Origin of the sequence: Zoogloea sp. (assembly GCF_044344315.1) — a bacterium.
In the GTDB taxonomy this organism is placed as follows: Bacteria; Pseudomonadota; Gammaproteobacteria; order Burkholderiales; family Rhodocyclaceae; genus Zoogloea.
This window is the reverse complement of the sequence record NZ_JBIJDC010000136.1, coordinates 1-11,756: the sequence shown is the minus strand read 5'-3', so window position 1 is coordinate 11,756 and position 11,756 is coordinate 1. Positions and strand designations below refer to the sequence as shown.

The following is an 11,756-nucleotide window of genomic DNA, read 5'->3' as shown; positions in this document are numbered from 1 at the left end:
TGGGTTACCAGCCGACGCTGGCCGAAGAAATGGGCCGTCTGCAGGAGCGTATCACCTCCACCAAGGTGGGCTCGATCACCTCCATCCAGGCCGTGTATGTGCCTGCGGATGACTTGACCGACCCGTCTCCTGCGACCACCTTCCTCCACCTGGATTCGACCGTCGTGCTGTCGCGTGACATCGCCTCCCTGGGTATCTACCCGGCCGTGGATCCGCTCGACTCCACCTCCCGCCAGCTCGATCCGCTGGTCGTGGGTGAAGAGCACTACAACACCGCTCGCGGCGTTCAGCAGACCCTTCAGCGTTACAAGGAACTGCGCGACATCATCGCGATTCTGGGTATGGACGAACTGGCTCCGGAAGACAAGCTGCTTGTTTCCCGCGCTCGTAAGATCCAGCGTTTCCTGTCCCAGCCGTTCTTCGTGGCGGAAGTGTTTACCGGTTCTCCCGGCAAGTACGTCCCCCTGAAGGAAACGATCAAGGGCTTCAAGATGATCGTGGCTGGTGAATGTGACCATCTGCCCGAGCAGGCCTTCTACATGGTCGGCCCGATTGAAGAGGCCTTCGAGAAAGCGAAGACCCTCTAATCATCGCGACCATCATTCGGCGGTGCTCCTGTGAGCCCGCCGGATTGAGGAGGAAATAGCTATGGCAATGACCATTCATGTCGATATCGTCAGCGCGGAAGAGCAGATCTTCTCTGGTCTGGCCGAGTTCGTGGCTCTCCCCGGTGAATCCGGCGAGCTGGGTATTCTGCCGGGTCACATGCCGTTGATGACCCGGATCAAGCCGGGTGCCGTACGCGTCAAGGTCCAGAACCAGCCTGAAGAGGAAATGGTTTTTGTGGCCGGCGGCTTGCTCGAAGTTCAGCCCAACCTTGTGACGGTCCTGGCGGATACCGCCATCCGTGGCAAGGATCTGGACGAGGCCAAGGCACTGGATGCCAAGCGTCTCGCGGAAGAAGCCTTGCAGAACCAGGGTTCCGCCCTGGAGTACGCCAAGGCCCAATCCGAACTGGCTTCGGCGCTTGCGCAGATTGCAGCCATCAACAAGCTGAAGAAGCGCGGCCACTAAGCACGAACGGTTCGCTGTATTGCAAAAAGGGCAGTCCAAATGGGCTGCCCTTTTTGCATCTTTTTAGCCTGGATTTCAGCCTGCTGACTCGAGTTTCCGTAGCCGCTTGTCGAGACGGGCCAAGTCATCGCGCAGGCCAGCGCTGTCCCTGGCCAGATCCTCGAGGGCTGTTAGTTTGACCAACACAGGCTGCTCTTCGCTCAGGTACTCGGAAAGGTTCTCGACAATATTGCGCGCTGCCTGCCTGTGCCACCCGGCCACATTACGGACGATCCCGACGCTTCGATGGGCCGCGATATCGCCGATCAGTCGCGACAGTGCTTCTTCCCCATCCCAGCGTAGTTTGCGCAGTACAAATCCGAGGGTATCCGCCAGATCGGCATTGCCACTGATACGGATATCCGTCATCAAGGCGTCAGGACCCCCGATCAGCTTGGGCAGGCTGGCGAGCGGAAGCTCGAGGGTGACATCGGGTGTTGTCGTGGCTGCCTCGGTAAAGTAGCCGCTGCCATCAATACCCAGCCCAATCTCAAGGGGTTTGAGTATGAACACCGCACTGCGGCCGGCAAAGGGCACAAGTCTGTCACGGGCCCAAGGAGCGTCGCCGAGAACATGGTTGAGGCCTGCGATGGCTGAGGAGGTGAGCATCCCGACTCCCTTACTCAGAGTTTGTAGCCCCGGTGCAGGGCAACCACACCAGCCGTCATGTTGAAGTACTCAACCCGAGCCAGACCGGCACCCTCCATCAACGCCTTCAGAGATTCCTGATCGGGATGCATGCGGATGCTCTCGGCCAAGTAGCGATAGCTGTCGGCGTCCTTGGCGACTTTCTCGCCCATCATCGGGAGCAGTTTGAAGGAATAGAAATCGTAGGCCGGAGCCAGGGGTTTCCAGACCTTGGAGAACTCCAGCACCAGCAGGCGCCCGCCAGGTTTCAGGACGCGACGCATTTCGGCGATGGCGGCATCCTTATGAGTCATGTTGCGCAGACCGAAAGCCACCGTCACCACGTCGAAATGATCATCGGGGAAGGGCAGCTTCTCCGCATCGCACTGGGCGACGGGTAGCAGGAGGCCCTTGTCCACGACACGGTCGCGGCCGCGGGACAACATGGCGTGGTTGATGTCGGTGAGCCAGACCTGGCCCGTAGGCCCCACCTTCTTTGCAAAGGCCAGTGACAGGTCGGCGGTCCCACCTGCGACGTCGAGTACCCGATCACCTGCGCGGACACCGGCAATTTGCACGGTGAAGGCTTTCCAGAGGCGGTGCAGGCCGAAGGACATCAGGTCGTTCATCACGTCGTAGCTGGAGGCTACGGACGAGAAGACACTTCTTACCTTGCCGGCCTTTTCGGATTCGGCAACCTTCTGGAAGCCGAAGTGGGTGGTCTTGTCATTCATGATCAGGATACGGATCGAAAGCGGAGGGAGCTGGCCCCCGGGGAGGCCAATCGAGGATCAGTGGTGGTGGCCGCAGTTGCCGCCCTTGGGCGCCGGCGCGGGCTGCTGTTCAGGATCGCGGCTGCCGCCGGCCTCGGTGAGGCGCAGCAGGTAGGTCTGCCACAGGTCGTCATGGTTCTCACCCAACTCGTACAGGTAGTCCCACGAGTAGAGGCCGCTGTCATGGCCGTCGGAGAAAACGGGCTTGATGGCATAGTTGCCGACGGGTTCGACCCGTGTGATATCCACCTCGCGCTTCCCCAGTTGCAGCACCTCCTGACCAACCCCATGGCCGCGGACTTCAGCCGACGGCGAGAAAACGCGCAGGAATTCGAAGCTGAACTCAAAATGCCGGCCATCATTGAAGCTCACTTCCATGATTCGGGAACGCTGGTGGAGCTTGATTTCGGTCGGAACGGGATCGTCCTTGCGCAGGCCTGCCATGATGGAGTCCGAAGTCTGAGTACGTGATGGCCGAATGATACTAGAACGAGGCTTTCCTGCCCTGTCAGGCACGCGTTGTGGCGCTGTTGCAGGCCCGTGACCTGTCATCAAAACTTCAAGTTGCTGCAATACACTGCGCCGGTCGCCAGAAATCATTGAGGTTCCCATGCCCGCCACCATTCTGCTTGTCGAAGACGAGCCCGCCATCCAGGAACTCATCGCCGCCAATCTGATGCGGGCCGGGCACCACGTGGTGCGGGCAGCCGATGCAGAAACCGCCCAGCGCATCGTGCGCGATGCCCTGCCTGATCTGATCCTTCTCGACTGGATGCTACCCGGCATGTCCGGTGTCGAGTTTGCCCGACGCCTGCGTGCGGAGGAGCGCACCCGTGGCATTCCGCTGATCATGCTCACGGCACGGGGTGAAGAGCAGGATAAGGTTCTTGGCCTGGAGTCTGGCGCCGATGATTACATCACCAAGCCCTTTTCACCTCGCGAGTTGGTGGCCAGAATCAAGGCCGTGCTGCGTCGCCGGGCGCCGGAGACCACCGAGGATCCGGTGGAGATGGGTGGCTTGCGCCTCGATCCGGCTACGCACCGGCTGGCCGCGTCAGGCAATCCGGTCACTCTTGGCCCGACGGAGTTCCGCCTGTTGCACTTTCTGATGACCCACCCGGAGCGGGTGCATTCCCGCGCCCAGTTACTTGACCAGGTATGGGGCGATCACGTGTTCGTGGAAGAGCGTACCGTGGATGTACATATCCGCCGCCTGCGCTGCGCCCTTGAGCCCAGTGGTCATGACAGCCTTGTACAGACGGTGCGGGGGAGTGGCTACCGCTTTTCGACCCAGCAGGAATCGGCGACCCCCGTGCGATAATCCATGCCCGTCCAGTCAGTTGAAGGGATGATGGTCATCCGGCCGATCAGATACATCTTTGTCGCAGCCTTCACCTACCTGGCGCTCATTGTCCTTGTGGCACTGCTTGCCTGGGGTGTGTACGGTCCGCTTGCCGCGCTTCTGGCGTTCTCCGCCGGCCTTCTGCTCGCGGGTGTCTATCACGTACGGAATCTGTACAAGCTGGTGTGCTGGCTGAGGCTGCCGGTCGATGACGCACCGCCGATGCCCCGAGCCATTGGTATGTGGGACTACATCTTTGCCGATGTGAATAGCCGCGCCCGCAGCGCCAGCCGCCGGCAGCAGCGCCTTTCGTCGGCACTGGACCGATTCAGGGAGGCCAGTCAGGCCATGCCCCACGGCTTGTTGTTTCTATCGAACACCCACACGATCGAATGGGTCAATCGGCAGGGAGAACAGCATTTTGGCCTGGAACAAGCCCGGGACCAGGGTACGCCGATCACCAATCTGGTTCGACAGCCTGATTTCGTGCGCTATCTGCAGGAGGGTCGCTACGAGGAGCCGCTGACCCTGACCATTGGCCGTCCCATCTCCCGGATGCTGATGGTTCATGTGGTGCCCTTCAGTGAGGACATGCGATTGCTCATGTCCGAAGACATCACCCAGGGAGAGCGTCTTCAGGCCATGCGTCGTGACTTTGTGGCCAATGTGTCCCACGAGATGCGGACACCCTTGACCGTCGTCACCGGTTTTCTCGAAACGGTCATCGATGGGCTGGACGATCTCGAAAAGGACGACATCCGCCATTACCTTGGCCTGGCTTCCGAGCAGGCCGGGCGCATGCAGCGTCTGATCCAGGATCTCCTGACCCTGTCGGCCCTCGAAGCCGATGAACCGATCCGCCACGAAGAGGCCGTGGATGTGGCCAACCTGCTCGAAGAGGTTCAGCAGGAAGCGCGGGTTGTGTCGGGTGGCCGGCACACCATCGAACTCGATTGCAGCACCCACGCCCGTCTGCTCGGCAACGCCAAGGAGCTCTACAGCGCTTTCGCCAATCTCGCCATCAATGCCGTGCGCTATACCCCGGCAGGGGGGAGCATCCGCATCAGCTGGCGCCAGCGGGGGTCGGTGGTGGAGTACGCCGTGAAGGATGACGGGATCGGGATTGCGCCCGAGCATATTCCACGTTTGACAGAGCGTTTCTACCGGGTTGATCGTGGCCGTTCCCGGGAAACCGGGGGTACTGGGCTTGGCCTGGCCATCGTCAAACATGTGCTGAATCGCCACCAGGGCGACCTGCTGATCGAGAGCGAGCCCGCCACCGGCAGCACCTTCACCGCTTGTTTTCCCGCCCGTCGCCTGGTGGATTGAAGCAGGCAGGACGGGTCAGGTAACGACCATCTCGTAGGTCGCCTGGTCGAAGTTGGTACCTCGGGCCACCAGCGTGGTGAGGCGAATCTGGCGCAGCTCACCGGTGTGCAGTTCAAGCACCTTGTCGGCATGAAACCAGCCACCCGGCAGCACAATGGTGGCGGGTGCCCGCATGGCCGCCACTTCCGGCAGCAGGAAGCCTTGGGCGTAGGGTTCGTGGGTACTCACATTGAGGCCCGTTCCCCGCACAGCCACCGTTGCAGGCAGGCCTGTCAGCAGGTGAATACCGGCCATCAGGGTGCCGTCGGGTTCATACATCAGCCAGCTCACCTGGCCGAGGAGATACTGATTGCCGTCGCCGGGTTTGATGCCAACCAGCTGGTGGTGTTCAATGCGTTGCCCGGGGTGTTTGCGCTGCAGCCTGAAACCCGATACCGAGTGATCAACCGTGGTCCATTCGTCAATATGAAATCCACGCCGCTTCACCTCGGCCTCTGCATCAATGATGGGCGGCACTTCGTCATCCACCCGGGCGCCGAAGGTGATCACGTTGAGATCGTAGCGGCTGCCCATGGTCTGGCGCCGGTTGGGGGGGACGAACTCCTGCCCTGACACCAGCATGCCGATGGCCTCCCAATCAGTACTGATGATGTTGCCGACCTTCTTGCTGTGCCTCGGGAAGCGGCGGCCCGCGGCCGACATGCCCCATGGCCGGTAAAGGGATACCAGCAGCCGCGCGCAGGCCGGCTGGGAGCAGTCATCACCCAAGCCCAGGGAGGCGGGCGTGGTGCCCTGTTTGAACTCGGCCAGCATGGCCTTGATCTGGGCCGCCAGGCGGTGGCCATCAAAACGCCGCATGCCCGGCCTGCTGCCGATCAGCGCAATGGGTCGCAGGCCATGGTCTTCGGTCAGGTCCAGGCCATAGGCCCGGACGTCGTCCTTCTCCCATTCGCTTTGCATGATGCAGTACGGGGCGAAGCGCTGGGCCCAGCGGCAGATCCAGTTGAGTTCGCGCTGGTTGCGGCCATAGGGGTTGGTCAGGTCCACCAGAAGCAGGGCGATGTAGGCCTCGTCCGGGCTTTGGGCTTTCCAGGTATTGTTGAGGGGGTCGATGACCCGGCTGTGGGCAACACCCGTTCGTTCGGCTTCCAGGTAGGCCGCATGCACGGCCTTCCAGGCGCCCTGGGGTTCGGCCCGGTGGGCGCGAAAATACTCGATGATGACCTGGCCCAGGTACTGGATGCGGCGCTGCGCCAGCAAAGGCCATTGGGCGCGGAACTCGTCACTGCCGGCGCCGCTTTCCACCAGGCGCGCGTAGGCGGTGCTGAGGGCTGTCCATAGCCGCACCACCTGGCGCAGGGTGGAATCCTCGGCGCTGTCGGGAGGAAGCGGGTGGGCGGCGTAGCGGGACGACATCTCGTGCTGCACGAAGGTGATCGTCTGGCGTGCCGATTCGAGGACCTCCAGTTGCTCTTCCGGCCCGAGGGGGCTGGCCAACAGGCCTTCGAGCATGCGCACAAGGGTGGCATGGCTCTCGGTGGCATTGAGGGTATGGAGATTGCGCAGCAGCTTGCGATACTGCTCCACGCTGCGCAGGTCGGTGTAATTCTGAGGGCTGTCCGTCATGGGGCTATCCTCCGCGTTCAGCCGGAAAGGTGCTCGGCAACGGCATTGCGTATGGCCAGGGCGAGACGGGCATCATCCACCTCGGGCGCCGGCGAGTCGCCACCCTTGCGTTGGCTCTGCCCCCACACGGGCTGGGGAAAGTGGCGGTCGTCGAGGTAGCGCGGGATGACATGCCAGTGCAGATGCGGCACCACATTGCCAAAACTCGCCAGATTGACTTTCTCGGGTCGGAAGCACTCACGCACGGCCACTTCGACGGCCATCAGGATGTTGAAGCAGTGGCGCTGTTCGGCGGGTGAAAGATCGCTCATTTCTGCCACGTGCTCGCTCCAGACAAGTCGGCAATAGCCAGGGTAGTCCGGATCACTGACCCGGATCACCCGGCAGCTCGCGTCGTGCCAGAGCACGTTCTCCCATTCGGGGAAACAGAGGGGGCAGTCTTTCGGGGCGCTTGTCGGCATGGAGGTTTCGACCCGGGTTGGCGGTATCCGGTGATTCTAGCCCGGATACATCGCAAATTCTCGCAGGTGTCAGGCTGTGACGTAATTCATAGAAATTGTATTTCCTGGCAAATTTGACAGGCCACCTTCAGGCTGGTGCCCGGACAAATGCACAGGTATCACGGGGCCCGACGTCCGCCGGTTCGCCATCCACGAAGAGCGTCAGCGTACCCGGGGGGAGAGTGACCCAGTTTTCGTTGTCGGTCAGTGGCGTGGTGGCCACCACAGCCACCCGGTCGGCGGGGGACGTCAGCTGGCGGAAATCCACGGTGATGTCCTGATCTTTCAGGTGCGCCTCGTCAAAGGGCGCCTTTCGCACGATGTAGGCCAGCCGTGACGCGCAATGGGCGAACAGGCAGGTCCCGTTGGACAGCAGGAAGTTGAATTCCCCGTGCCGGCCAATGTCGGTGGCAATGCGCCGGATGGCCGCGAAGAGTTCCACCCGGGAGGGCTCTCCGCCGGGAAAGTCGCGGTTGAGGGTTTCCATCAGGTGGCAGAAGGCCCGCTCGGAATCGGTCTGCCCGACGGGCTGGAAGTCGCCGCGCAGGGTGGGGGCGAAATCCTGCAGATTGCCGTTGTGGGCAAACACCCAGTAACGCCCCCACAGCTCGCGCTGGAAGGGGTGCGTGTTTTCGAGGCTGACGAATCCCTGGGTGGCCTTGCGGATGTGGGCGATCACGTTGAGGGAGTGGATCGGATAATTGCGCACCAGCTCGGCCACTGGCGAGTGGGCGCTGGCCTTCGGGTCGAGGAAGACGCGGACGCCGCGCCCCTCGAAGAAGGCAATCCCCCAGCCGTCTCCGTGTACGTCGGTCAGGCCGCCGCGGGCCTGGAAGCCGGCAAAGGAAAAGCAGATGTCCGTCGGCGTGTTGCAGTTCATCCCGAGTAGCTGGCACATGTTCTTTTCGGCTTCCCCCTATGGCCTGCGACCGCGGTGGCGGTCAGAATTCAATCATTGGCGTGTATAGCCGTTAGCCAGATACACGCGTCACCCCGGAATTCTCCCGCAAGGGACTCAGCATGACAAACGCCACCATAGCCGATTACGCTGCCCAGATTGCTGCCGCAGGTCGCCTCCTGTCTGCCGCCAAGCGCATCCTGTTCATCACCGGGGCGGGTCTTTCAGCCGATTCGGGCCTGCCCACCTACCGGGGCGTCGGCGGCTTGTATGAAGGGGCCCTCACCGACATTGGGCTGCCCATCGAGCAGGCCCTGTCCGGTGAAGTTTTCCGCTCCCGGCCCGACATCACCTGGCGCTACCTGGCGCAGATCGAATCCAGCTGCCGGGGTGCCCGGCCCAATGCCGGTCACTATGCGATTGCTCGCCTTGAAGCCCTGCATGGCAAGGTGACCACCTTGACCCAGAACGTGGATGGTTTCCACCTGGAGGCCGGCTCCCGGGATGTCATCGAGATGCATGGCACCCTGCGCCGCCTGCGCTGTGTGGATTGTGGCCGAGTCCGTCAGGTGGAGAACTACGCCGGCCTGTCGATCCCGCCGGAATGCCCCCATTGTGGCGGTCTCCTGCGGCCCGACGTGGTGCTGTTCGGCGAGAGCCTGCCCGACCAGGCCGTGCATCGCTTCGAAACCGTACTGGCGGCCGGCCCTGACCTGATCTTCACGGTGGGTACCGGCAGCGCCTTTCCCTATATCGCCGGGCCGGTGCTGTGGGCACTGGAAACCGGGGTGCCGACCATCGAGATCAACCCGGGCAGCACACCCGTCAGCGAGCGGGTGGACATCCGCCTGCGCCTGCGCGCCGCCGAGGCCCTGCCGGCCATTCTGGACGCTGCCGGATATTCACTGGACAGCGGTCGCGACGCCCGCGCCTGAGTTTCCTGCGCCCTCCCGGCGCTGTTTCGCTGCAGCGCCGCAAAGCCTAGAATCGGGGGTTTTCTCTGCCCGGCCGCCGGCATGGATCTGCCCCGACTTCTTGCCCAGCTCGACGATACCCTCCTCGGCGAGCTGTTTTCCGCCAGCTCCCTCAGCCGGGCCCGTGCTTACGTGGGTCGGGTGCGTCACATCGAGATGGCCGGAAACCAGCTCCAGGCCCAGGTCCAGGGCACCGAGCCGGTGCCCTACCGGGTTTCCGTGCGGATTGAACGACGGGAGTTCTTCGGCCAGGGAAGCATCGAACTGGCTACCCGCTGCACCTGCCCGGTCGGCAACCGCTGCAAGCACGCGGCTGCGCTCATCCTCGCCGCCCGCCGCCCGGGTGCCCTGGTGGACAAGCCCCGCGCCGAGATCCTCGCCTGGGCGCGCAGCCTGCGCGACCGGATCGACAAGGTCGGCAAGGCCAAGAAGGCTGCGACCCCCAAGGAAGCCATCTTCTATCTCTGCTCGGTGATCAGCCTGCCCACCGGCGACGAGCTGGAGTTCAGCCTGCTCAAGGCCCGGGTCGGTGCCGATGGCGGCCTGACCAGCCTGGCTGGCGAGTGGTCCAATTACGAACAGGCCCTGCTGCGCCCGCCCGCCTTCGTGCGTGACGATGACCTCAACGTGTTCCGTCTGCTGCGTGAGGCCAACCGGCGCACCGGCGGGTATGGCTGGCCGCATCTCCATGGCAGTGCCGGCCTGGCCCTGCTGGATGCCGCAGTGGCCACCGGCCGGGCCTACCTGGAGGCGGACGGCAGCGGGCACGTGCGCGCCCTGCGCGGCGGTGCGTCCCGCCCGGGCACCCTCGAATGGGTGCCGGGTGCCAACGGCGTCAAGGCGCGGGTTGCCACCGAGCCGTCGACCACCCTGGTGGTCCGCACCGAGCCCCTGGCTTACCTGGATGTCGCCGGCGGCGAGGTGGGCCGCGTGTTGCTCGACGACAGCACGGTGATAGCCGAACTGCTCGCCCTGCCGGCCCTGGCCCCGGCCGAGCTGCCTGTCATTGCCAACGCCCTGGCCGATGTGGCGCCGGGCCTGCCCTCACCCCAGGGTCAGCGCGCCGCCGAACTGCCGCTGCTCAAGCTCCCCTGCCAGCCTGTCCTCAGCCTGACCTCCCTGTTCTGCTGGAGCTGGCGCAAGCACCGGGGCTACGAGGCGGATTTCGGCGGGCATGAATACGACGTGGCCATGCCCGTGTTCACCTACGGCGAGGCGCGTTTCGAACCTGGCGCCACCAGCGAGCTGGCCAGCCTGCCCGATGGCCGGGCCATCCGCGTGCAGCGCGACCTGGTGGCCGAGGAAAGCGCCTGGAAAGCCTTTCTTGCCGCCGGCTTCCAGCCCCTCAAGCGTGGCTGGCTGATCAGCCCGGGTACCGTCACGGAGGGCCTCTACGGTCTCGAAAGTGAAGCCCACTGGATCCATTTCTTCTCCATCGTCGCCCCGGTGCTGCGCGTTGCCGGCTGGCACATCGACTGCCCCAAGGACTTCCGCCATCGGGTGCTGGTGGCCAGCGGCTGGGAAGTGCAGATCGAGGAGAGCGACGAAGGCTGGTTCGAGCTGTCCCTGGGTGTCGAGGTGGACGGTCGCCGGGTGGACCTGGCGCCCATGCTCCATGCGGTCTTCCGCCAGGACGCCCGCTGGCTCGATCCGAAGCAGATCGACAGCATTCCCGACGACGCCCAGGTGATGGTCCAGCTTGATGATGGCGACCGGGTGGCCTTGGCCGCCGAGCGGGTCAAACCCATCGCGCGCAACCTGGTGGACCTCTTCGACACGCCGTCCAGCACCCTCAAGGTGTCGCGCTTCGACGCCCCGCGCCTGGCCGAGGTGCTGGGGGATGGCTGGCGTGCCGAAGGCCTGGCCAGTCTGGAGGCCTGGATCGAACGCATCCGCGGTGCCGGAAAGATCAAGGCGGTGGCGGCACCCAAGGGTTTCGCCCTCGACCTGCGCCCCTACCAGCTCGACGGCCTGGCCTGGCTCCAGCACCTGCGCAAGCACGAGCTGGGTGGCATCCTGGCCGACGACATGGGCCTCGGCAAGACCGCCCAGACCCTCGCCCACCTGCTCACCGAAAAGCGCGGCCGACGCCTGGGCAAGCCGGCCCTGGTGGTGCTGCCCACGTCCCTGGTGTTCAACTGGCAGCGGGAGGCCGAACGCTTCGCCCCCGATCTCAAGGTGCTCAGCCTGCGCGGTGCGGGCCGGGCCGAAGCCTTCGCGAAGATCCCCGCCCACGACGTCTGCCTCACCACCTACCCGCTGCTGTGGCGCGACCGGGAGCAGCTGGCCGCCCATGAATACCACTCCCTGATCCTCGACGAAGCCCAGACCGTCAAGAATGCCGCCAGCCAGGCCGCCCAGGTGGTGCGCACCCTCAAGGCGAAGCACCGCCTGTGCCTCACCGGCACGCCCCTGGAGAACCACCTGGGCGAGCTGTGGAGCCAGTTCGACTTCCTGCTGCCGGGCTTCCTCGGTGACCAGAAGGATTTCACCGCCCGTTGGCGCACGCCGGTCGAGAAGCACGGCGACACCGTGCGCCGGGATCTGCTGGCCCGCCGCATCGCCCCCTTCATC

At 63.8% G+C, this 11,756-nt stretch carries 11 protein-coding genes and 1 pseudogene; 6 read left to right on the top strand and 6 right to left on the bottom strand.

Going from position 1 to position 11,756, the window contains the following annotated elements; all coding sequences use genetic code 11:
* A pseudogene (locus ACIQ09_RS20075) lies at window positions 1-587 on the top strand (F0F1 ATP synthase subunit beta); the annotation flags it as partial.
* A gap of 61 nt (window positions 588-648) precedes the next feature.
* Entirely contained in the window at window positions 649-1,074 is a 426-nt protein-coding gene (locus ACIQ09_RS20070; RefSeq protein ID WP_398313841.1) for a F0F1 ATP synthase subunit epsilon, read from the top strand.
* Between the two features lie 75 nt (window positions 1,075-1,149).
* On the opposite strand, the gene ACIQ09_RS20065 is transcribed toward ACIQ09_RS20070, so the two are convergent.
* From ACIQ09_RS20065 to ACIQ09_RS20055, 3 genes are read right to left on the bottom strand one after another with little or no spacing between them, the layout of a single operon-like run.
* The gene (locus tag ACIQ09_RS20065) at window positions 1,150-1,722 is read right to left on the bottom strand and encodes an SCP2 domain-containing protein (protein ID WP_398313839.1); all 573 of its coding nucleotides are present in this window, start codon (window positions 1,720-1,722) and stop codon (window positions 1,150-1,152) included.
* A gap of 14 nt (window positions 1,723-1,736) precedes the next feature.
* The gene (gene ubiE, locus ACIQ09_RS20060) at window positions 1,737-2,474 is read right to left on the bottom strand and encodes a bifunctional demethylmenaquinone methyltransferase/2-methoxy-6-polyprenyl-1,4-benzoquinol methylase UbiE (RefSeq protein ID WP_398313837.1); all 738 of its coding nucleotides are present in this window, start codon (window positions 2,472-2,474) and stop codon (window positions 1,737-1,739) included.
* A 57-nt stretch (window positions 2,475-2,531) separates the two neighbouring features.
* Window positions 2,532-2,957 carry a gamma-butyrobetaine hydroxylase-like domain-containing protein gene (locus ACIQ09_RS20055; RefSeq protein WP_398313835.1) on the bottom strand — a complete coding sequence of 142 codons (426 nt, stop codon included), beginning with the start codon at window positions 2,955-2,957 and terminating at the stop codon, window positions 2,532-2,534.
* Between the two features lie 166 nt (window positions 2,958-3,123).
* Here ACIQ09_RS20055 and phoB point away from each other — a divergent pair, with 166 nt between their 5' ends.
* Both phoB and phoR read left to right on the top strand, forming a co-directional pair.
* Entirely contained in the window at window positions 3,124-3,834 is a 711-nt protein-coding gene (gene phoB, locus ACIQ09_RS20050; RefSeq protein ID WP_398313833.1) for a phosphate regulon transcriptional regulator PhoB, read from the top strand.
* Between the two features lie 3 nt (window positions 3,835-3,837).
* Window positions 3,838-5,184, top strand: coding sequence for a phosphate regulon sensor histidine kinase PhoR (gene phoR, locus ACIQ09_RS20045; protein ID WP_398313831.1), 1,347 nt, complete (start codon window positions 3,838-3,840; stop codon window positions 5,182-5,184).
* Between the two features lie 15 nt (window positions 5,185-5,199).
* Here the strand turns inward: phoR and ACIQ09_RS20040 are convergent, their stop codons facing one another.
* From ACIQ09_RS20040 to ACIQ09_RS20030, 3 genes are all read right to left on the bottom strand, one after another.
* Window positions 5,200-6,810: a hypothetical protein gene (locus ACIQ09_RS20040; protein ID WP_398313829.1), complete on the bottom strand. Its 1,611-nt coding sequence runs from the start codon at window positions 6,808-6,810 to the stop codon at window positions 5,200-5,202.
* A gap of 17 nt (window positions 6,811-6,827) precedes the next feature.
* Entirely contained in the window at window positions 6,828-7,271 is a 444-nt protein-coding gene (locus ACIQ09_RS20035) for an HIT family protein (RefSeq protein ID WP_398313827.1), read from the bottom strand.
* A 127-nt stretch (window positions 7,272-7,398) separates the two neighbouring features.
* Window positions 7,399-8,208 carry a class II glutamine amidotransferase gene (locus ACIQ09_RS20030; RefSeq protein WP_398313825.1) on the bottom strand — a complete coding sequence of 270 codons (810 nt, stop codon included), beginning with the start codon at window positions 8,206-8,208 and terminating at the stop codon, window positions 7,399-7,401.
* Between the two features lie 122 nt (window positions 8,209-8,330).
* Between ACIQ09_RS20030 and ACIQ09_RS20025 the strand changes: the two genes are divergently transcribed.
* Both ACIQ09_RS20025 and ACIQ09_RS20020 read left to right on the top strand, forming a co-directional pair.
* Complete coding sequence (locus ACIQ09_RS20025) at window positions 8,331-9,143, top strand: SIR2 family NAD-dependent protein deacylase (RefSeq protein WP_398313823.1); 813 nt, start codon at window positions 8,331-8,333, stop codon at window positions 9,141-9,143.
* A gap of 81 nt (window positions 9,144-9,224) precedes the next feature.
* The coding region (locus ACIQ09_RS20020; protein WP_398313821.1) for an SNF2-related protein at window positions 9,225-11,756 on the top strand (2,532 nt) is incomplete at its 3' end.